Here is a 19359-nt window from a genome sequence, read left to right on the forward strand (position 1 = left end):
CGCCATCCCTGTGAAGGGGAGGCGGGTTTTTTGTTGCCCGGGACAATGGTCGATGCCCGGTCAGTGGTTAGAAAACCTGGGCGCCCCGATCAATCGACCCATGGCCCCGAATATCCCCAACTCACTGATGACCTCCAGTTCCCCACGCGTCTCGACCATTTCCGCAATCAGCGGCAAATCTATGCTGTGGGTCGCGCGAAAGATCGCGTCGATGAACAGCCGTTTGTCAGGCTGCTCGTCGATGTTGCGAATGTAGGCTCCATCGATTTTCAGGTACGCCAAGCCCAATTGGGTCAGGTTGCCGATCTGGCTGAAGCGCCCGCCAAAGTGTTGCAGGCCGACTCGATAACCGGTCTTGAGCAATGTGCTGCAAAGGTTCTGCAGCACTTCGGGGGAGGGCAACTGGCGCTCGTCGATTTCCAGGGTCAACAGCGGCGCCAGTTCGGGAAGGGATTCGAGCAGGTCGAGAATTGTTCGCCATTGCACCGGGTCGCGCAGGGTGCTCCCGGACAGGCTCAATGCCAAGGGGCTGCGGTTGACCACCAGCTCGTCCAGCGTGGCTTCGAGCATCGCCAGGTCGAACCGTCCCGACCAGCCGAGACGCTCGATCCACGGCAGGAAATGCCCTGCGGCAATCGCTTCGCCCTGCGGGTCGAGCAGGCGTGCGAGTACTTTGTGATGCAGCATCTGGCGGGTGTCGGCGCATTGCACGACGGGCTGAAAGTACAGCTGCACTTTGCCATGGGTCAGGGCGTCGTCGATCCAGGTGCGCCAGTCGTGCTGGGAGTGATTGGGTGCCGTGTCACGATGGCTCAAATGAACCCAGGGGCGTTCGGGATGCTGCCGGGACTCCGTCAGCGCCTGATCAAGGCGCAGGAGAACGGTGCTGATCGGCTCACCGGGGCGGTAGGCGACAACGCCCAGATGGGCGACCGGCATGCAATCGCTGGCGCCGGTCAGGCGCAGGTTCTCCAGGCTGACGCTGACATCGGCGGCCAGGCGCGCGGCACTTTCAGCATCCAGACCCGGTGTCAGCAGGCTGAATTCGCCGCCACGGTTGCGCGCCGCCAGCCAGGTTCGACGCTCCGGCAATTGAGTCAGGCGCTTGAGCAATTCGCCGACGGCAGTGATCAGCGCATCAGTCCGTTGGCCACCCAGGCGCTGGTTGAGGCCGTTCAGGTCGTTGATTCGCAACATCAGCAAATGGCCGTCACGGCTCTGTTCGCACACGCGTAAATGGTCGGCCAGTTGCTCGTCGAGCAGGCGTCGGTTGGCCAGGCCGGTGAGGCTGTCCAGATAGGATTCGGCCCGCAGTTTTTCGCTGCGTGCAGCCTCCTCGACGAACAGCGCCTTGAGCTTTTCGACCATCTGGTTCATCGCCAGCACGACCCGTTTCAATTCCGGTGTGCGCGGCAGTTTGGGCAGACTGAGAAATTCGCGTTTGCTGATGGCCTCGGCTTGTCGGACCATGCTGTCGAGTGGGCGAAATTGCCGGCGCAGCATCCATCCTCCAATCACGGCGCTGAACAGCCCGCACAGTAGCAGCCAGATCAGGCTGCCAAGGGTGCTTTCCCAGAGCTTGGCCAGGGCGAATTGCGGATTGCTCAGCACTTCGACCCGTGCCAGTTGTTCCCAGCCGCGCATGATCAGGGCATCGCCGCCTTCCGGGCGCAGGTCGACCAGGTTGACGAACCAGTCAGGCACGCCGTCGATTTTTGTCGGTGCGGTGCGTTCCACCAGGGTTTGCTGATCCTTGAGCCTGATGACGCGGATGCTGCTGAAATAGCCGCTGTCGAAAATCGAGCTGACCATCAGTTCCATCATTGCCGGGTCATCGACCTGTGCCGTCAGCGACAGCCCCAGCGCGGTGGCCGCGTCCTGGGCGTGGGCGCGCAGTTGGCTGAGCGTTTGTTCGCGGGAGCTTTCCAGGCTGGCAAAAAAACTGCCGCTGAACGCCACCAGCAGGAACAGGCAGATTGCCAGGAACAACTGTTTTCGCAGTGTCATGCTTCGCTCCTTGCCAAGGCGGTTAGCCGTCGCCGATGTCGAACCCTTCGGCCTGCATCTTTTTCAACACGTCCTGCCAGCGCGACAGCTTTTTCGAGTCGCTGCTGCGCTGGCCGCCGTTTTTGCCCGGCAGGTACAGGCCTTCGGCATTGAAGGCGTACACCGGCAGCAAGTCTTTGCGTTGGGAGGCGGGGCGGATATCGCCGATCAGGTTGTCCAGCACCAGTGGTTCGCTCGTGGGGGTGCTGTAGAACGTCAACACCATGTGCGCCTGGTTCTGGCTCAAGGCCTTGACGTAGGTGATGCGCAGTTTTTCGCTGGGAATACCAAGCCGGCGCAGGCTGAAATACTTCGCCAGAGCATAGTCCTCGCAATCGGCGGCGCCCTTGATCAGGGCTTCGACGGGCGTGGCCCAGTAATCGGTCTGTTGCCAGATGCGCGTGTCGTCCTGGAAGTTCAGCTGTTGATCGAAGAAGCGGTTCACCGCGTTGAGCTGCTCGCGTTCGGGGGCGCCGCGTGCACTTTGCAGCATTTGACTCCAGGCCTCGATCCGGCCTCGCGCCGGTCCAAGGGGGCCGTAGCGTTTTTCAACGGTTTGCAGGATCTGCGCAAAATCCCAGTCGGCCCGGACCCCGTTGCATACAGTCAGTACCAAACCAGCCAGCAGCAACCAGCCGCCGAGCCGAAGTCGGAGCGTTGGCCATCCTGGACTACGCAGACTGCGGGCCATGTCTGGCTGCTCGAGTGTAGGTTTGTGAAGTTTAGGTGGAGTTTTGGGCGCGGTAGGTCAGGTCGTCGGCCGAAGGACGCTCGCTGAGTTTTTTGTGGCGAGGGGGCTTGTCGGAACGCCGCACCGCCCCGTTCGGTGGCGAAGCCGCCGTGAACCTGTGAGCGCGATCTATCTGGTGATCTGCGGTGAATGGCTTTAGGGCTGCTGCGCAACCCAACGGGGGCAAGCCCCCTCGCCACAATGGTCGCGGGAAATTTCAGGATTTGCGCAGGGTTTTCTGCTTGAGGATGTAAATCGTCACCAGCACCGCGCTAGTCAGCATGAAACACCGTGCCCAGTACAGCGGCACCAGGTAGCAGGAGAACAGGATACTCGGCCACATCAGGCCAATGGCGTAGACCTTGCCCTTGAGCGGAATGCCGTTGCCGTTGAGGTAATCGCGAATCCACGGGCCAAGCCGTGGATGCTCGACCAGCCATTGATAAAAGCGCGGCGAACTGCGGGCGAAGCAGGCGGCCGCCAGCAGCAGGAAAGGGGTGGTGGGCAATACCGGCAGGAAAATCCCGATCACCCCCAGCGCCACGCTCAGCCAGCCGATGGCCAGCAGCACGTAGCGCAACATCAGGGGGCGGTTGCCTATGGGGTTGTCCATAGGCAGAACCTTAGTGGTGGCGGGGCTTGAGAATCGCCGGTTTTTCGTCTGGCGCGTTGCAGAGCAGGTACAGCGCGGTCAGGGCTTCCGGGATCTGTACGATCATGTCGTCCATCAGGTTGGCATCTTTGGCGATGTCTTCGAACTCCGGCTGCTCGTCGAACAGGCCCGAACCGACCATGATCGGCAGCAGCATTTCGCTGACTTCGTCTTCGGCGCTTTCGAACCAGGCCGCTTCGCGCAGGAATACGCCTTCCATGAAGCCGATGCACCAGCCGCGCAGGTCGGAATCGTCCGGCTCGTCGCCCAGGTCCAGGTCGCATGGCAGTTCGAATTCTTCATCGGAGGCCAGCTGGCGAGCGATGTGGGCCTTGAGGCCGATCAGGGTGGCTTCGATCTCTTCGCGCTGGGCTTCGCTGCTGTAATGCGGCTCCTCGGCGAAAAGTGCATCGATCCACTCACGATCAGGAACGACTTCGGAACAGATCGACAGCGCGGTGAGGTAGCCGTGGGCGGCCACGTAGTCCAGCGCCTCGTCATGCAGTTCATCAGCGTCGAGGAAGACTTGCAGGCGGGTTAGTTGCTCAGCGAAGGACATTAAAGGACTACCTTGGGGAATGTTCGATGCGGGAATTCTAGGCCTTCTTGAGCACTTGGGCCAGCCGCACGGCATATTTGCCCGTTTGTGGGAGCTGCTCCCCTTACAGTTCGGTCAAGCGCTACCCCTGTGGGAGCGAGCTTGCTCGCGATAGCGGTGGTTCAGGCGAAATCAATGTTGACTGTGATGGCCTCATCGCGAGCAAGCTCGCTCCCACAGTTTTTTATGCACATCGGGTTTGCCGGTGTCTTCTCAGCGGTGCCCTTTGCCGGACGGGGCTCGGGTATACTCGCGCGTTTTGTGATGCCCTGCTGGCGTCACGGCTGAAATGTGAAGCGTCATGCAATGCGCACTTACGATTTATCGGTGCAGCGTCGCGGGTTCTGAACCAGCCTTGCAGGGATGTTTCGGTGATTTTTGGAGTTTTTATGCTCGAACAGGCTCAACGCGTCCTCAAGGACATCTTCGGCTACGACAGTTTCCGTGGCCGCCAGGGTGCAATCATTGAGCGCGTGGCCAGCGGCGGCGATGCCCTGGTCCTGATGCCTACCGGCGGCGGCAAGTCCCTGTGCTTCCAGGTTCCGGCGCTGTTGCGCGAAGGCCTGGCCGTGGTGGTCTCGCCGCTGATCGCACTGATGGACGATCAAGTCGCTACCCTCGAAGAACTGGGCGTGGCCGCCGCCGCGTTGAACTCCACCCTCAGTGCCGAGCAGCAACGCGACCTCGCCGCCCGTATCCGCCGCGGTGAAGTGAAAATGCTCTATCTGGCGCCGGAACGCCTGGTCCAGCCGCGTATGTTGTCCTTCCTGCAGGGCCTGGACATCTCTCTGTTCGCCATCGACGAAGCGCACTGCGTGTCGCAATGGGGCCACGATTTCCGCCCGGAATACCTGCAACTGGGCCAGTTGGCGGAAATGTTCCCCGACGTGCCGCGCATCGCCCTGACCGCCACGGCCGACAAGCGCACCCGGGAAGAAATCGTCACCCGGCTGCACCTGCAAGACGCCGAGCGCTTCCTGTCGAGCTTCGACCGGCCGAACATCTTTTATCGCATCGTGCCCAAGGAACAGCCGCGCAAGCAGTTGCTGGCGTTCCTCGCCGAGCGCCGTAGCGATGCGGGCATCGTGTATTGCCTGTCGCGCAAGAAAGTCGAGGAAGTCGCCGCGTTCCTCAGCGAGCAAGGCTTCCCGGCGCTGCCGTACCACGCCGGGCTACCCAATGATCTGCGGGCCTACCATCAGAAGCGCTTCCTCAATGAGGAAGGCCTGATCATGGTCGCGACGGTGGCGTTCGGCATGGGCATCGACAAGCCCAACGTGCGTTTTGTCGCGCACCTCGATTTGCCGAAATCCCTTGAGGCCTATTACCAGGAAACCGGTCGTGGTGGCCGTGACGGTCTGCCGGCGGATGCCTGGATGGCCTACGGCCTGCAAGACGTGGTGATGCTCAAGCAGATGCTGCAGAACTCCGAAGGCGACGAACGCCACAAACGTCTGGAGCAGCACAAGCTCGACGCCATGCTCTCGCTCTGTGAAGAAACCCGCTGCCGTCGGCAAACGCTGCTGGCCTACTTCGACGAAGACATGCCCGAGCCCTGCGGTCATTGCGACAACTGCGTCGACGGCGTGCAGACCTGGGATGCCACGGAGCCGGCGCGTCAGGCGCTGTCGGCGATCTACCGCACCGGTCAGCGCTACGGCGTCGGGCACCTGGTGGATGTATTGCTGGGCAAGGACAACGAGAAGGTCCGCAGCTTCGGCCATCAGCACCTGTCGGTGTATGGTGTTGGCAAGACGATGGCGGAGGGCGAATGGCGCTCGTTGTTCCGCCAACTGGTGGCCCGTGGTCTGGCGGACATCGACCTCGAAGGCTACGGTGGCCTGCGCCTGAGCGACAGCTGCCGGCCGCTGCTCAAGGGTGAAGTGACCCTGGAACTGCGTCGCGATCTCAAGGCGCAAACCGTGGCGAAAAGCAGCAAGAGCCAGGCGAGCCAGCTGGTCCGTGGCGAGGAGCGCGAGCAATGGGAAGCCTTGCGCGCCCTGCGTCGCAAGCTCGCCGAAGAACATGGCGTGCCGCCGTATGTCATCTTCCCCGACTCGACCTTGCTGGAGATGCTGCGCAGCCAGCCGACCTCGCTGGCGGAAATGGCCACGGTCAGCGGCGTCGGCGCGCGCAAGCTGGAGCGTTACGGCGAGGCCTTCCTCGAAGTGCTCGGCGGCCAGGTCGAGGCGCCGAAACCGGTGGCCGACGTACGTCACGAACTGATCACGCTGGCGCGGGCCGGGATGACGCCGGTGCAGATCGCCGGTCAGTTGCAGTGCTCGGAAAAGAACGTCTACACCATGCTGGCCGAAGCGATCGGCAAGCAGCAGTTGTCGTTGGAGCAGGCGCTGGATCTGCCTGAAGACCTGATGGGTGAAGTCCAGGACGCCTTCCTCGACGGCGAAGGCGAGTTGCCGCCGGTTTCCGAGATCGCCGCGCTGTTCGCGGGCCGGGTGCCGGAAGGGGTGTTGTACTGCGTTCGCGCTGCCTTGCAGTCGGAGTTCGAGATTTGAGACATCCGTAGTGCTGATGTAACGATTCACTACAGATCAAGCCTTGCCTCAAGTCGAGGCTCATGCTTAGCTGACTAATAATTAGTTTTTATTTATTTCAGTCTAATCATGAGTGTTTTATGCCGTTAACCGATCAACACCGCTTTGGCATGCAATTGGCCCAGATGTCCCGTGGCTGGCGTGCCGAACTGGACCGCCGACTGGCGGGCATGGGCTTGTCCCAGGCACGCTGGCTGGTGCTGCTGCACCTGGCCCGTTTCGAAGAAGCACCGACCCAGCGTGAGCTGGCACAAAGCGTCGGCGTCGAAGGTCCGACCCTGGCCCGTTTACTCGACAGCCTGGAAAGCCAGGGCCTGGTGCAACGCCAGGCAGTGCTGGAAGACCGTCGGGCGAAGAAAATCGTGCTCTGCGCGCCAGCGCGTCCCCTGATCGAACAAATTGAAACCATTGCCACGCAACTGCGTCACGAACTGTTCGAAGGCGTCGATGAGGCGGATTTGAAGGTGTGCATGCGGGTTCACGGGCACATCCTGGGCAACCTTGAAAAGTCTTGAGGCATAACCGAACGCCAGGTTTTTGAGAGACCGCATTGGACAGACTATAAGAACTACTCGGCAATATCGTGTTCGTAACGGATGTACGAACCCGTGCGGATGGTTTCTGTAGATCTCAAGGATGCTCATGCTCAAGTGTTGGCGATTGGTTTTACGCGGTGGTTCTCTGTGGTTGCTGGCCGGGGCCGCGGTCACTTATTCGGCATGGGCACCTGCGCTGGGCCTGGGTGAAATCACCCTGCATTCGGCGCTGAATCAACCGCTGCGTGCCGATATCGCACTGGTGGATGCTGCTGGCGTGGAGGAAAACCAGCTGTCAGTGAGCCTGGCAACGGCAGACGAGTTCAGCCGTGCCGGGGTCGACCGGGCGTTTTTCCTCAGCAACCTGAAGTTCACCCCGGTGTTGCGCGGTAATCGCAGCGTGATCCAGGTGACCTCCAACAAACCGGTGAGTGAGCCGTTCCTGAATTTCCTCGTGCAGCTCAATCAGCCTAATGGGCGATTGCTGCGTGAGTACACGTTACTGATCGATCCGCCGGGTGCGCCTGGGGTTGTTCCCGCCGCTGATGAAGCGGCATCCGGTTCCCCGGTGTCCGCATTCCCCCGTGTTAAACCGGTCGTGGCGCCGTCACCCGTGGCCAGGACGACGCCAGAAACGGACGTCGCATTGGTTGATCCCGCTGTCGAACAACTGGCCGCCAGCGCCCTGCAAAACCACCAGTTGCAAACCACTGTCGATGAGCTCAACGCGAAGCTTCAAGGCCAGGATGAGCTGATCGCCGGCCAGAAAAAACATTTGGCCGAGCTGCAAACCCAACTCGCGGAGCTCCAGAAGGTAAAGGCCCAACCGGTTGCTTCCGACGTGGCGACGCCAGCCCCTGTTGTTGCTGAAACCCCCGGGATTGGCTGGCTGCCGATTGCCGGTTTGTCGGCGCTGATAGCGTTGCTGGCGCTGGGCTGGTTTGTTCGCCGCCAGCAGCATCAAGCCACAGCGTCAGAGGCGCTGCCGTCGCAGCATGAACCGCTGGCTGAGCTCTTTACCGAGCCAGTGATGTGGCCCTCCGTCATGCAACCATCCACTGTGCATCGCGACGGGGTGCCGGCCAACGAAGAGCTTGAGCGGGTCGATAGCCATCATTCCGTCCCGGTTGCTGTTGCCATGGCGGTGGTTCCGGGTTTGGCGGTATCCGGCGAATCCGCTACTGACGATGAGTACCGGCTCAACCTGGAGGAGCTGTCCATGGCTTCGAGTTGGGACGTGATCAGCCTGACCGGGAACCCGCAGCCGGCGGCTCTGGCCATGATCGAGCCTGAGTTCGAGTTGGAGATGCAACCCGTTGCGCCGTCTCGACAGCCTCCGGTCGGGCTATCATAGCGGCGTCGTCAAACTCTGGAGTCAGGTCCCACCATGACCGTCAACAAACCGGAAATCATCATCACCTACTGCACGCAATGCCAATGGCTGTTGCGTGCGGCCTGGCTGGCCCAGGAACTGCTCAGCACCTTTGGTGATGACCTGGGCAAAGTCTCCCTGGTGCCAGGCACCGGCGGGGTCTTTCATATCTACTGTGACGCCGTGCAGATCTGGGAGCGCAAGGCGGACGGTGGCTTCCCCGAGGCCAAAGTGCTCAAGCAGCGGGTCCGCGACCAGATCGACCCGGACCGCGACCTGGGGCACAACGACCGCACTCAGTGAGACGCGGCCTCGGCTGCAATGGCTTTCTTGCTTGTGCCACTTGAGAACCGGCTGGAGACCACAATCGCCACAATGATCAGCGCACCCCCCAGCAACATGCGCAGGGTCGGGTTTTCGTTGAACAGCAGCCAGGCGACGGTGATGCCGTAGACCGGCTCCAGGGCGAACACCACGGCGGCAGTGCGGGCCTTGATCACCGCGAGGCTGGCGACGAACAGGCTGTGGGCGACACCGGTACAGAACACACCGAGCAGACCGATCCACAGCCAGTCGATGGCGCGCACTTCGCTCAATTGAGGCGCCGCCACCGGCAGCAGGCACAGGGCAACCACCACGTTCTGGCACAGTGCCGCCTGTACCGGCGGAACTCGCCCGGAGCTGGCACGGTTGGTCAGTGACAGCAGGGCGAACAGCAATCCGGAACCCACGGCCCACAGCAGGCCGGTGGTGGCGCCGCTGGCGAGGTCAAAATCGGGCGTGACCAGCACCAGGCCGACACTCACCAGCAGCACCAACACGATCTCATTGGCGCGAATGCGCTCGCGAAAGATCAACCCTTCGAGGATCACGGTAAAGGCCGGGAAACTGGCGAAACCGAGCGTCGCAATCGCCACGCCTGCGACTTTTACCGCAATGAAGAAGCTCACCCAGTGTCCGGCCAGCAACAAGCCGCTGAGCAACAACCGACGCCAGTCCATGGCCTCGAGTTTCTGCCAGCGCGTCTGGCTGGCGAACCGTGCAAAAAACGCCAGCGCGAGCACGGCGAAAGCGGCACGGCCGAAAACGATGATCGCCGGGGACGCAGCGGCCAGTTTGCCGAACACACCGGTCAGGCCGAACATCAATGCGCCTATATGCAAGGCGCCAAGGGCGGTACGGGGAGTCATTGCAATCCTTAACGACAAACGAACAGAGGCCTCATTGAAGCGCGTAATGGCCCATCAAGTCTGTCGGCAAACTCGCGTTATTTGTCGCCAGCCTCGCGCCGCAGTTTTCCGGGGGATGCCCCGAACTCGCGCAGCACCGCCGCCGCAAAGGCACTCTGGGAGCTGTAGCCGACGCGGCTGGCAATCTCGCCGATGGGCAACGCCGAATTGCGCAGCAAGCCCACCGCGATGTGCAGGCGTCGGCTGCGGATGTAGTCCATCGGCGTCTGCCCGCATTCGGCCACGAACCGCGCATGCAAACGGGCACTGGAAAGGCCGGCGACCCGGGCCAGGTCGGCCACTTGCAACGGGTACGCCGCGTACTGATCGATGTGTGCGTTCAGCGCCGCATAGGGCAGGCGCCGACCGCCGACGGCCTCGGGCCTGGCGTTGTTGAGACTGGCCAGCAAAAGCACCGCGCCTTGTTGAGCGATCAGCGGATCATCGACCGGACTGTTCGCCAGCCAACTGACCAATTGGCTTTGCCCGGCGTCCAGAGGCAGGCGCCCGGCGTTGTCGAGCAGGCGTCGGCTGGAGTCGGCGTGATCGCCCAACGACTGGGCAACCCATTGTTCGCTGGGGACATCCAGCACCAGGCAACGGCTGCCATTGGTGCTGCCACACGCGTGATGCGCTCCGGAGGGCACCACCACGAAACTCTGCTGGACCACCTGGCTGCCACGGCCGTCGACCTCGAAATCCAGGGCGCCCGAGAGCCCGAACACCAGTTGCGCGTGTTCGTGGCTATGGACGATCAGGTCGTGGCTGTATTGGCGAAGCGTGAGGATCGGTCTCATCGCGGGTCTCCCGGTTCAGGGTGTCAGTCTACACCGAGCGGGCCGACAAGCGCTGTCACAGGACTGACTTGACGCTGTCATGGACCATTAACCGGGCCGGGGCAGACTTGGCAAAACTTGTCAGAGGGTTGCCCATGACCAGCGCCGAGCTCGCCAAACCCACCCGTAAGCAACGCGTACGGACTTTATGGATTTCCGACGTGCATTTGGGCACCCGGGATTGCCAGGCTGAACACCTGTCGCAGTTTCTCAAGAGCTACCACGCAGACAAGATCTACCTGGTCGGCGACATCATCGACGGTTGGAAACTGCGCGGCGGCATGTACTGGCCGCAAGCACACACCAACGTCATCCGTCGCCTGCTGACCATGAGCAAGCGTGGTACCGAGGTGATCTACGTCACCGGCAACCACGACGAATTCCTGCGCCGCTATTCGAAGCTGATCCTGGGCAACATCCAGTTGGTCGACGAAGCCGTGCACATCACCGCCGACGGCCGACACCTGCTGGTGATACACGGCGACCAGTTCGATGTGATCACCCGTTACCATCGCTGGCTGGCGTTTCTCGGTGACTCGGCCTACGAATTCACCCTGACCCTCAACCGCTGGCTCAATCATTGGCGCGCGCGATATGGCTACGGCTACTGGTCGCTGTCGGCCTACCTCAAGCACAAGGTGAAAACCGCGGTCAGCTTCATCAGCGACTTCGAAGAAGCCATCGCCCATGAATGCGTCAAGCGCGAGCTGCACGGAGTGGTGTGCGGGCACATTCACCATGCCGAGATTCGCAAGGTCGGCGAGGTGGACTACCTCAATTGCGGCGACTGGGTGGAATCGTGCACCGCGCTGATCGAGCACTGGGATGGCTCGATCGAGTTGTATCGCCTGGCGGATGCCCAGGCGCGCGAGGCACAGATGAAGGCGGGCAGGGTTGCGGAGTTGGCCTGATAATCATTCGGTGTTCGTACTGGCCTCTTCGCGGGCAAGCCCGCTCCCACAGGGTTAACTGGCGGTCACAAGTGCTGCGTTCACCTTCGCCCATTGTGGGAGCGGGCTTGCCCGCGAATGGAGCGCGAAGCGGTCCCGCTGGATCTGTCAGGCTGGCGAATGTTCTTCCATCGCCGCCTTGTAGATCGAATTCCTGGGGTGCGCAAACAGGCGCTCCATCATCGGCTCGAAAAAGCTCAACGGCAGCGTGTCGTACGCCGGATCAAACGCCGCCGCATCGTATTTGGCGCAGAACTCGACGGTCGCCTGGTACTGCGGATGGTCCTTGAATTGCTCGCGCAAGTGCCGATCCATACCCAAGTGATGGAAGAAATAGTAGCCCTGGAAAATCCCGTGCTTTTCCACCATCCACAAGTTCTCGGCGCTGACGAACGGCTTGAGGATCGCCGCCGCGATGTCCGGGTGATTGTAGGTGCCCAGGGTGTCGCCGATATCGTGGAGCAGGGCGCAGACCACGTACTCCTCGTCGCGACCATCGCGCCAGGCGCGGGTGGCGGTTTGCAGGGAGTGGGTCAGGCGATCCACCGGGAAGCCGCCAAAATCCCCCTCCAGAAACTTCAGGTGCGCCACGATCCTTGTCGGCAATTGTCGCGCATAGGCACTGAAGTCCGCGGCGATGATCGCCCAGTCTTCCTGTGTGCCGTCCTTCATGTGGGTGAAGCGGGCATTGGCATTCATCGGTAACTCTCTTGTGACGCAAGTCAGCTAGAACGGAACGCGCCCCAGGACCATGTCCCGGTACATGACAAAATCGCCGAGCAGGCTATAGAAGGGGTGTTGGAACGTTGCCGGGCGGTTCTTCTCGAAGAAGAAATGCCCGACCCAGGCAAAGCTGTAGCCTGCCAGTGGCAGGGTCCACAACAGAATCCATGCTCCGCGACCAATGGTCAGCGTCAGAATCAAGATAACCAGGGTCGTGCCGATAAAGTGTAAACGGCGGCAGGTACTGTTGCTGTGCTCACTGAGGTAGTAAGGATAGAACTCAGCGAAGCTGTTGAATCGTTTGACGTTTTCCACGACAGCGATCTCTGTGGTTATTGTTCTTGCTGCAAGTTGTTCTGCGGGTAGCTTATTTGAGTCTAGAGTGATCAATGGCATCAGCCACTGACAATAGGCGCCACTTTAGTATCCTTCGGTCAATAGCCGTAGCATGCGGCCACCATGTAAGAAAACGCCATGAGCGAACGAACGACTTCTGCAAGCTGGGCGATGGGGATTGTCAAAGCGCTGGAGATGGACGGCCTGGATTGCCGGGCTCTGTTCAAGCAGTTGGGGCTCGACTACGCGGCACTGGATGATCCGGACGCACGCTTCCCCCAAGATTCCATGACCCGGTTGTGGCAACGCGCGGTCGAGCTGTCCGGGAACCCGGCCATCGGCCTGAACATGGGCAAGGTGCTGCGACCGGCGCAGTTTCATGTGGCCGGTTACGCCTTGATGTCCAGCCGGACCCTGGCCGAAGGCTTTCAGCGTCTGGTGCGCTATCAGCGGATCATCGCCGAAAGTGCCGACCTGAGTTTCCAGCTGCTGGAAGAAGGCTACGGGCTGATTCTGACGGTGCATGGCGATCATCTGCCGCCGACCCGGCAAAGCGCCGAAGCTTCAATGGCCTGTGCCTTGGCGCTGTGTGGCTGGTTGACCGGGCGTACGTTGCAACCGCGCAAAGTGTTGTTGCAAGGTACCGAGCCGGTCAATCTGGAACCCTATAAACAAGCTTTCCATGCACCGCTGGTGTTCAACGCACCTTACGATGCGCTGATTTTCGAACCCGCCGATATGGAAGCGCCGCTGCCGACGGCCAACGAGGCCATGGCGTTGCTGCATGACCGCTTTGCCGGCGAGTACCTGGCGCGTTTTTCCGAAAGCCGCGTGACCCACAAGGCGCGGCAGGTGTTGTGCCGCCTGTTGCCCCAAGGCGAACCCAAGCGCGATACCGTGGCGCAGACGCTGCATCTGTCCCAGCGCACCTTGCAGCGGCGCTTGCAGGAAGAGGGTACGAGTTTTCAGGCGCTGCTGGACGATACCCGGCGCGAACTGGCCGAACAGTACCTGGCACGACCGAACATGACCTTGCTGGAAATTGCCTACTTGCTGGGGTTTGCCGATCCGAGCAACTTCTTCCGTGCTTTCCGGCGCTGGTTCGATGCCACACCCGGCGAGTACCGGATGCGGCTGATGCAAGCACCTGATGCAGTCAATGACGCCAAAATGCCGGAATACACAGCACAAACACCGTAATGATCTCCAGTCGGCCCAGCAGCATGCCGAACGAGAGAATCCACTTGGCGGCATCCGGCAGGGTGGCGAAGTTGCCCGCCGGGCCGATGGTTTCGCCGAGCCCCGGGCCGACGCCGGACACGGTACTGGCCGCGCCGGTGAGGGCGGTCATCCAGTCCACGCCGAGCAGCGACAGCAGCAGCGCGATCACACAGATGGTGATTGCAAAGAAGAACGAAAAGGTCAGGATCGACCGTACGATTTCTTCGTCGAGGCGGTGACCGTTGTACTTCTGCTTGATCACCGCCCGCGGGTGAATCAGCTGGTTAAGGTTGGCCTTGAGCAGGATATAGGCCACCTGGAAGCGGAAAATCTTGATCCCGCCCGCGGTCGAGCCGGAACAACCGCCGATAAACCCCAGGTAGAAAAACAGCATCAGCGAGAAATTGCCCCAGAGGCTGTAGTCCCCCAGCGCGAAACCGGTCGTCGTCACCACCGATGTCACGTTCAGCGCCACATGCCGCAACGCCTCCAGCCAATGCAGCTGGGTAGTCCACCAATACCAGGTGCCGAGCACCAGCCAGGTCACCAGCAGCATGCCGAGCAGGCCTTGAACCTGTTCGTCCTTGATCAGTGCCCGACGGTTTCCACGCAACGTGGCCACATACAGGGTGAACGGCAGGGCACCGAGAATCATGATGACGATCGCTACCCAATGCACCGCCGGTTGCGGCCACTTGGCCAAAGACTGGTCGGAGGTCGAGAAGCCGCCGGTGGAAATGGCCGACATCGCATGGTTGATGGCGTCGAACGGGCTCATCCCGGCCCACCAGAACGCCAGGCTGCCGACAATGGTAATGCCGACGTAGGCCGCCACGATCAGCCGCGCCACCATGTGTGAGCGGGGCATGACCTTTTCCGAGCGGTCCGACGATTCGGTCTGGAACAGCCGCATGCCACCGATGCGCAACAGCGGCAGGATCGCCACCGCCATGCCGATGAAGCCGATGCCGCCGATCCAGTGCAGCAACGAGCGCCACATCAGGATGCCGGGGGACATGTTGTCCAGGCCGTTGAGCACGGTTGCGCCAGTGGCGGTGATGCCGGACATGCTTTCGAAGAATGAGTCGGTGTAGCTGATGTGCTGGGTCAGCAGGAATGGCAGCGCGGCGAAGATGCACACCACCAGCCAACTGCTGACGGTCAGCAGGTACATGTCCCGGGGGCGCAGGTGAACATGTTCGGGGCGCCCTGGAATCACCAGCGCCAAACCGGCGACAAAGGTGATCATGCTGGCCCAGAGGAACGACGGCAGATCGCTGGTGCGCTCGAAAATGACCAGCGTGGCCATGGGCACGACCATGGAGATCGCCAGCGTGATCAGGAAGATGCCGATGATGAAACCAATGATCCGTAAGGTCGGCAACGCCATGAGGTCCGCTCGGCTGATAGTGGAAAGGGCGCCATTCTACCTGCGGGGCAGGGCATGTAAACCGGCACTGCTGCGACAGTTACAGCTAGAATAGCCGCACAAATTTTTCAGGAGGTGGCCGATGCAGGCTCTCGACGCTTTGCTCAACCGTGTTTCCGTTCCACGACTGATTGACCCTGCACCCACTGCCGAGCAGCGCGAGGTGCTGTTTGGCGCCGCCATGCGCGCTCCGGATCACGGTCACTTGCAGCCTTGGCGTTTCCTGACGGTGGAAGGCGCGGCGCGTGAGCAGATGGGCGAGTTGCTGGCCGAGGCGGCGAAACTGCAAGACAGCGAAGTCGGCGAAGCGGCCATCGACAAGGCGCGCAATAATCCACTGCGTGCACCACTGGTGGTGGTGGTGATTGCGCGGTTGCAGGATCACGTCAAATATCCGAAGTCCGAGCAATTGCTGGCGGCAGGCTGTGCGGCCCACGGGATTTTGCTCGCGGCGTATGCGCAGGGCATTGGCGCGGTGTGGCGTACCGGTGACCTGGCTTACTCGCCCCATGTGGCCAAGGGTTTGGGCCTGGCGGAAGGGGAAGAGGTGATTGCTTTCCTGTACCTCGGTACGCCGCAGAAAGAACCGCGTGTGGCCGAGAAAGTCGACCTGGCCGAATTCGTCAGCGCCTGGCCGGGCAAAGTCTGACACCGCAAAACCTGTGGGAGCGAGCTTGCTCGCGATAGCGGCCGGTCAGTCAATTTGATTGTTGAGAGTGCCTGCGTCATCGCGAGCAAGCTCGCTCCCACAGTAGATCCAGGTAGCTCACATCAAAGGGTGTTCGTTTCAGGGCTGTACGACAGCCCCCGGCACCAACGGCAATTCCAGGCTGGCAATGAACCCGCCTTCCGGGTGATTGGCCAGCACCAGGCTGCCGCCATGTCGCTCCGCCGCGCGCCGGGCGATGGCCAGGCCCAGGCCGTGTCCGGCCGCAGTCTGCCCCGGCGCCCGATAGAACGGCTCACCGAGCTGGCTCATGTATTCGGCACTGACACCGGGCCCATGATCGCGCACAGTCACGACGATCCGCTCACCCTGACGCAGCGCCTGCATTTCGATCGGTAGGCCACCCACCGGATTGAAACGCTGTGCATTGCGCAGCAGATTGTCGACGGCCCGTTCGATCATGGTCGGCCAGCCCTTCAGATTCAGTTGCGATTCGGCTTCGAGGTGGACCAGTTGCTCGGGTGAACCGAGTTGCGCATCCTTTTGCAGGGTATAGAGCAAGGCGTTCAGGTCCACCTCTTCCGCACTGGCGTTATCGGAGTCGACCCGCGCCAGTACCAGGATTTCGCTGATCAGCGCTTCCAGTCGGTCGCACTCGCGGGTCAGGCGCGGCCACAGCTGTTCCCGTTCTTGCGGGGTGGCCCGTTCGGCCAGTGCCAGCGCGATACGCAGGCGGGCGAGGGGCGAGCGCAGTTCATGGGACACATCCCGCAGCAGTTGCCGCTGACTGCCAATCAGGCTTTGCAGGCGCGCGCCCATGCGGTTGAAGTCATTGGCCAGGACGCCGAACTCATCGCGACGGTTGGCCAGCTTGACCAGGCTGTTCTGTTGATACGTGGTTTGTCCCAGGTCATGCACCGCGCCGCGCAGACGGCTGAGCGGGCGAGTGATGGAGAAGGTCACAAGCAGGCTGAACAGGGTCAGCACCACCAGGGCGATTCCCAGCGCACTGAGCGGCCAGAGCAGGCTCTCGCGGTGCCAGGCGTCCAGTTCCGGGTGCGCGATGCGGTAGATGAACAGGTAGGTGTCGCCGGTTTTTTCGCTGGTGAACTCATCGGTCAGACGCCGCCACGGCAGGCGCCGGTCCTCATTGTTCTGGCGCGCCTCAAAGGCCGCCGCACGTTTGGGGAAAGTGCCGCGCACCAGCGGATCGCCGCTTTCGTTAAGCACCTGAACGTCGATGTGATACTGGCGTTTGCGTTGCTGGAGAATGTCCTGGGCGGCGTCTTCACCCTGGCTTTCGTAGGTTTGCGTCCACTCTTCGGCCAGCGTGTTGAGGCCCGGGTGGCGGCTGAGAATCCATGCGTCCTGGTTGAGCATGTGCCCGAGCAGGATGGAAAGCCCTGCAACCAGGGCGATGGCCAGCCAGAAGCTGGCCAGGATACGCCAGAACAATGAACGCACAGGAAATCCTCAAACGATCACAAATCCATGTGGGAGCGAGCTTGCTCGCGATGGCGGTCTTTCAGTCACGTTGATGTTGAACGTGCTGACGCTATCGCGAGCAAGCTCGCTCCCACATTTAAATTGTGTGGTGTCAGACCCAACGGTGTTCAGCCGTCGGGTCCGTGGTCAGCGCATTATTGCGCCTTTTGCGGTTGTTGCGCTTTCCAGGCCTTGAACTCGGCCCATTCGGCGCGACGTTCAGCCTGTTTTTTCTGGATCTCGTCGAATTTCTTCTGTTGATCCGGTTTCAGCAAGGCGCGCACATCCGCTTCCGCTTTCTTGTGGTTGGCGGCCATCTCGTCCTTCATGGCTTTCTGGTCGGCTGGCGAGAGTTTCTCCAGGTACTTGTCGACCAGTTGCTTACGCTCGTGCATCTGCTCGCCCATGATCTTGCGGATCTGCTCGCGCTGTTCGCGGCTCAGGTCCAGTTCACTGTACGGGCCTTTGCCGTGCATGCCGTGCATCTGACCGCCGTGGCGCGAACCGTCCATCGACCCACCCATGGGGCCCGTGCCTTCAGGCATGGCCATGGCAACGGTCGGCAGGGCAGCAGCGAACATCAGAGCGATAAGAGTCTTGCGCATGGTGTATCTCCTTGTCTCGTTCCCGGTACGTTCCGGATGAGTACAGATTACGCAGATCAAGGTCAGCGGCGGTCAGCGGTACGTAAAGCTTGGGTAAAGATGATTTTGCGCCGACCTGACAAAACGTCCAGGTGCCTTGCTGTAGGAGCGAGCTCGCTCGCGATGGAGTTGAACGATTACGCGTGCTGTCTGGAAAAGCGCGTTGACTGTGAGACCATCGCGAGCAATCGAGCGTCGACCGGCTGCTCCTACAGGCTGTAGTAGTAACCGCGGCTGCGCAGGGCCACGATGCGGGGGCGACCATCGGGGTGTGGGCCGATCTTCTTGCGCAGGTTGCTGACGTGCATGTCCAGGCTGCGGTCGTACAGGGTCAGCTTGCGGCCGAGGGCGATCTGCGCCAGTTCCTGTTTGTCCAGGGGTTCGCCCGGTTGCTTGAGCAAGGCTTCCAGCAGGCGGCTTTCGGAGACGGTGAGGGTGAACTCCTGTTCGTCGATGCTGACCACGCCGCGCACCGGGCTGAAACACAGGTCGCCCAGTTCCATCTGGCTGGACACCGCCGCCGGGTGGCTACGGCGCAGGACTGCGCGCAGGCGGGCGGTCAGTTCCCGTGGGTCGCAGGGCTTGGCCAGGTAATCGTCGGCGCCGAGTTCCAGGCCGAGGATACGGTCCAGCGGTTCGCCCCGGGCCGAGAGCATCAGTACGGGCAAGTCCGGGTGATCGCTGCGCAACTGCTTGAGCAGTTCCAGGCCGCTGCCATCGGGCAACATCACATCCAGCACCACGGCCGCCGGGGCGGTTTCAGCCAGCGCGCGGCGTGCGCTCTGGCCGTCGTGACAGGCCCGAACCTGAAACCCTTCCTGGCTCAGCCAACTGCTCAGGAGCTCACACAGCTCCTGGTCATCATCAATAAGTAACAGCTCGCTCATGACTCACTCAATTTAGCCATTGTCGACGTTTTCGACTTGCTCCACTGGCGAAGATACCGCAGAGCAGGGCCAATAGCGCTACCCCGGCGCCAATGACGAACCATTGTTGCTGGTCGGTCAGCAGGCGCGGCAGCGGACTGCTGGCCTGGGCTTCCTTGAGTTGCAGCTTCAAACGCTGGTTCTCCTGGCGCAACCGGGCCAGGAGCGGGCTTTCGCGTTCGCCATCGGCAGTTTGCAATTGTTTGTTCAGTTCTTCCCGTTGCCGTTCGCTTTCTTTCAAGCGTTGCTGCAGCTCGGTGATCTGGCTTCCGGCGCTCAAGGAAAGCGGCGTCGAGTTGCCCCCCTCGGCGTTTTCTTCACCGTGGGCGGGCGCCACGATCGACAACGTGACCAACATCAGGCACAACGGACCCTTGCGCATGGCGACTCCTGGTTCCAATACGAGTATTGGGAAAGTTGTCGG

Annotated in this window: 20 protein-coding genes; 7 read left to right on the top strand and 13 right to left on the bottom strand. The window is 61.4% G+C overall.

All coding sequences use genetic code 11. The annotated features are described in order from the left end of the window. Positions 1–60: 60 nt before the first annotated feature. The 4 genes from lapD to KW840_RS19320 all read right to left on the bottom strand — a co-directional run bounded on the left by lapD (position 61) and on the right by KW840_RS19320 (position 3987). Positions 61–2007, bottom strand: a complete 1947-nt coding sequence (gene lapD, locus KW840_RS19305) for a cyclic di-GMP receptor LapD (RefSeq protein WP_218497000.1) — start codon at positions 2005–2007, stop codon at positions 61–63. Between the two features lie 22 nt (positions 2008–2029). Beyond that, a complete protein-coding gene (lapG, locus tag KW840_RS19310) occupies positions 2030–2737 on the bottom strand; it encodes a cysteine protease LapG (RefSeq protein WP_218497002.1) in 708 nt (235 codons plus the stop codon). A gap of 256 nt (positions 2738–2993) precedes the next feature. Next, complete coding sequence (locus KW840_RS19315) at positions 2994–3389, bottom strand: YbaN family protein (protein WP_057715950.1); 396 nt, start codon at positions 3387–3389, stop codon at positions 2994–2996. 10 nt (positions 3390–3399) lie between these two features. After that, the gene (locus KW840_RS19320; RefSeq protein ID WP_057715949.1) at positions 3400–3987 is read right to left on the bottom strand and encodes a YecA family protein; all 588 of its coding nucleotides are present in this window, start codon (positions 3985–3987) and stop codon (positions 3400–3402) included. 428 nt (positions 3988–4415) lie between these two features. Between KW840_RS19320 and recQ the strand changes: the two genes are divergently transcribed. The 4 genes from recQ (at position 4416) to KW840_RS19340 (ending at position 8792) form a co-directional block, all read left to right on the top strand. Then, on the top strand, positions 4416–6542 hold the full coding sequence (gene recQ, locus KW840_RS19325; protein ID WP_057715948.1) for a DNA helicase RecQ: 2127 nt from the start codon (positions 4416–4418) through the stop codon (positions 6540–6542). Between the two features lie 119 nt (positions 6543–6661). Continuing rightward, positions 6662–7096 carry a MarR family transcriptional regulator gene (locus KW840_RS19330; protein ID WP_007984163.1) on the top strand — a complete coding sequence of 145 codons (435 nt, stop codon included), beginning with the start codon at positions 6662–6664 and terminating at the stop codon, positions 7094–7096. Positions 7097–7223: 127 nt separating this feature from the next. Next, positions 7224–8471, top strand: a complete 1248-nt coding sequence (locus tag KW840_RS19335) for a FimV family protein (RefSeq protein ID WP_218497004.1) — start codon at positions 7224–7226, stop codon at positions 8469–8471. A 33-nt stretch (positions 8472–8504) separates the two neighbouring features. Beyond that, a complete protein-coding gene (locus KW840_RS19340; protein WP_057715946.1) occupies positions 8505–8792 on the top strand; it encodes a SelT/SelW/SelH family protein in 288 nt (95 codons plus the stop codon). On the opposite strand, the gene KW840_RS19345 is transcribed toward KW840_RS19340, so the two are convergent. Together KW840_RS19345 and KW840_RS19350 are read right to left on the bottom strand one after the other, a co-directional pair. After that, the gene (locus KW840_RS19345; protein ID WP_154947157.1) at positions 8786–9679 is read right to left on the bottom strand and encodes a DMT family transporter; all 894 of its coding nucleotides are present in this window, start codon (positions 9677–9679) and stop codon (positions 8786–8788) included. The two genes, KW840_RS19340 and KW840_RS19345, sit on opposite strands and share 7 nt — an antisense overlap. 77 nt (positions 9680–9756) lie before the next feature. Continuing rightward, complete coding sequence (locus KW840_RS19350; RefSeq protein ID WP_090453771.1) at positions 9757–10515, bottom strand: AraC family transcriptional regulator; 759 nt, start codon at positions 10513–10515, stop codon at positions 9757–9759. 134 nt (positions 10516–10649) lie between these two features. Between KW840_RS19350 and KW840_RS19355 the strand changes: the two genes are divergently transcribed. Next, positions 10650–11465: a UDP-2,3-diacylglucosamine diphosphatase gene (locus KW840_RS19355; RefSeq protein ID WP_218497006.1), complete on the top strand. Its 816-nt coding sequence runs from the start codon at positions 10650–10652 to the stop codon at positions 11463–11465. A 147-nt stretch (positions 11466–11612) separates the two neighbouring features. Here KW840_RS19355 and KW840_RS19360 read toward each other — a convergent pair whose 3' ends face one another. Together KW840_RS19360 and KW840_RS19365 are read right to left on the bottom strand one after the other, a co-directional pair. Continuing rightward, complete coding sequence (locus tag KW840_RS19360) at positions 11613–12203, bottom strand: HD domain-containing protein (RefSeq protein ID WP_218497008.1); 591 nt, start codon at positions 12201–12203, stop codon at positions 11613–11615. Positions 12204–12230: 27 nt separating this feature from the next. After that, positions 12231–12542, bottom strand: a complete 312-nt coding sequence (locus KW840_RS19365; RefSeq protein WP_218497011.1) for a DUF962 domain-containing protein — start codon at positions 12540–12542, stop codon at positions 12231–12233. A 159-nt stretch (positions 12543–12701) separates the two neighbouring features. Here KW840_RS19365 and KW840_RS19370 point away from each other — a divergent pair, with 159 nt between their 5' ends. Further along, positions 12702–13763: an AraC family transcriptional regulator gene (locus tag KW840_RS19370; RefSeq protein WP_079246791.1), complete on the top strand. Its 1062-nt coding sequence runs from the start codon at positions 12702–12704 to the stop codon at positions 13761–13763. On the opposite strand, the gene KW840_RS19375 is transcribed toward KW840_RS19370, so the two are convergent. Continuing rightward, positions 13720–15174, bottom strand: a complete 1455-nt coding sequence (locus tag KW840_RS19375; protein WP_057715939.1) for a TrkH family potassium uptake protein — start codon at positions 15172–15174, stop codon at positions 13720–13722. The two genes, KW840_RS19370 and KW840_RS19375, sit on opposite strands and share 44 nt — an antisense overlap. A gap of 121 nt (positions 15175–15295) precedes the next feature. Between KW840_RS19375 and KW840_RS19380 the strand changes: the two genes are divergently transcribed. Continuing rightward, positions 15296–15862, top strand: coding sequence for an NAD(P)H nitroreductase (locus KW840_RS19380; RefSeq protein ID WP_090453776.1), 567 nt, complete (start codon positions 15296–15298; stop codon positions 15860–15862). 138 nt (positions 15863–16000) lie between these two features. On the opposite strand, the gene KW840_RS19385 is transcribed toward KW840_RS19380, so the two are convergent. The 4 genes from KW840_RS19385 to KW840_RS19400 form a co-directional block, all read right to left on the bottom strand. Next, the gene (locus tag KW840_RS19385; protein WP_218497013.1) at positions 16001–17344 is read right to left on the bottom strand and encodes a HAMP domain-containing sensor histidine kinase; all 1344 of its coding nucleotides are present in this window, start codon (positions 17342–17344) and stop codon (positions 16001–16003) included. Positions 17345–17520: 176 nt separating this feature from the next. Then, positions 17521–17970 (bottom strand): Spy/CpxP family protein refolding chaperone, encoded by a 450-nt coding sequence (locus KW840_RS19390; RefSeq protein ID WP_090453778.1) that lies wholly within the window; start codon positions 17968–17970, stop codon positions 17521–17523. Between the two features lie 248 nt (positions 17971–18218). Further along, positions 18219–18896, bottom strand: coding sequence for a response regulator transcription factor (locus KW840_RS19395; protein WP_007984138.1), 678 nt, complete (start codon positions 18894–18896; stop codon positions 18219–18221). A gap of 7 nt (positions 18897–18903) precedes the next feature. After that, positions 18904–19317 (bottom strand): hypothetical protein, encoded by a 414-nt coding sequence (locus tag KW840_RS19400; RefSeq protein ID WP_057715935.1) that lies wholly within the window; start codon positions 19315–19317, stop codon positions 18904–18906. Positions 19318–19359: the final 42 nt, after the last annotated feature.

Source organism: Pseudomonas sp. PDM30, from assembly GCF_019218985.1.
Classification (GTDB): Bacteria; Pseudomonadota; Gammaproteobacteria; order Pseudomonadales; family Pseudomonadaceae; genus Aquipseudomonas; species Aquipseudomonas jessenii.

What these genes read in the sequence shown, in the direction of transcription:
- KW840_RS19345 (WP_154947157.1), bottom strand. Translation starts at nt 9,679, where the DNA reads ATGACTCCCCGTACCGCCCTTGGCGCCTTGCATATAGGCGCATTGATG.
- KW840_RS19340 (WP_057715946.1), top strand. Translation starts at nt 8,505, where the DNA reads ATGACCGTCAACAAACCGGAAATCATCATCACCTACTGCACGCAATGC.
- recQ (WP_057715948.1), top strand. Translation starts at nt 4,416, where the DNA reads ATGCTCGAACAGGCTCAACGCGTCCTCAAGGACATCTTCGGCTACGAC.
- KW840_RS19335 (WP_218497004.1), top strand. Translation starts at nt 7,224, where the DNA reads ATGCTCAAGTGTTGGCGATTGGTTTTACGCGGTGGTTCTCTGTGGTTG.
- KW840_RS19400 (WP_057715935.1), bottom strand. Translation starts at nt 19,317, where the DNA reads ATGCGCAAGGGTCCGTTGTGCCTGATGTTGGTCACGTTGTCGATCGTG.
- lapG (WP_218497002.1), bottom strand. Translation starts at nt 2,737, where the DNA reads ATGGCCCGCAGTCTGCGTAGTCCAGGATGGCCAACGCTCCGACTTCGG.
- lapD (WP_218497000.1), bottom strand. Translation starts at nt 2,007, where the DNA reads ATGACACTGCGAAAACAGTTGTTCCTGGCAATCTGCCTGTTCCTGCTG.
- KW840_RS19395 (WP_007984138.1), bottom strand. Translation starts at nt 18,896, where the DNA reads ATGAGCGAGCTGTTACTTATTGATGATGACCAGGAGCTGTGTGAGCTC.
- KW840_RS19320 (WP_057715949.1), bottom strand. Translation starts at nt 3,987, where the DNA reads ATGTCCTTCGCTGAGCAACTAACCCGCCTGCAAGTCTTCCTCGACGCT.
- KW840_RS19380 (WP_090453776.1), top strand. Translation starts at nt 15,296, where the DNA reads ATGCAGGCTCTCGACGCTTTGCTCAACCGTGTTTCCGTTCCACGACTG.
- KW840_RS19360 (WP_218497008.1), bottom strand. Translation starts at nt 12,203, where the DNA reads ATGAATGCCAATGCCCGCTTCACCCACATGAAGGACGGCACACAGGAA.
- KW840_RS19355 (WP_218497006.1), top strand. Translation starts at nt 10,650, where the DNA reads ATGACCAGCGCCGAGCTCGCCAAACCCACCCGTAAGCAACGCGTACGG.
- KW840_RS19315 (WP_057715950.1), bottom strand. Translation starts at nt 3,389, where the DNA reads ATGGACAACCCCATAGGCAACCGCCCCCTGATGTTGCGCTACGTGCTG.
- KW840_RS19330 (WP_007984163.1), top strand. Translation starts at nt 6,662, where the DNA reads ATGCCGTTAACCGATCAACACCGCTTTGGCATGCAATTGGCCCAGATG.
- KW840_RS19390 (WP_090453778.1), bottom strand. Translation starts at nt 17,970, where the DNA reads ATGCGCAAGACTCTTATCGCTCTGATGTTCGCTGCTGCCCTGCCGACC.
- KW840_RS19350 (WP_090453771.1), bottom strand. Translation starts at nt 10,515, where the DNA reads ATGAGACCGATCCTCACGCTTCGCCAATACAGCCACGACCTGATCGTC.
- KW840_RS19370 (WP_079246791.1), top strand. Translation starts at nt 12,702, where the DNA reads ATGAGCGAACGAACGACTTCTGCAAGCTGGGCGATGGGGATTGTCAAA.
- KW840_RS19375 (WP_057715939.1), bottom strand. Translation starts at nt 15,174, where the DNA reads ATGGCGTTGCCGACCTTACGGATCATTGGTTTCATCATCGGCATCTTC.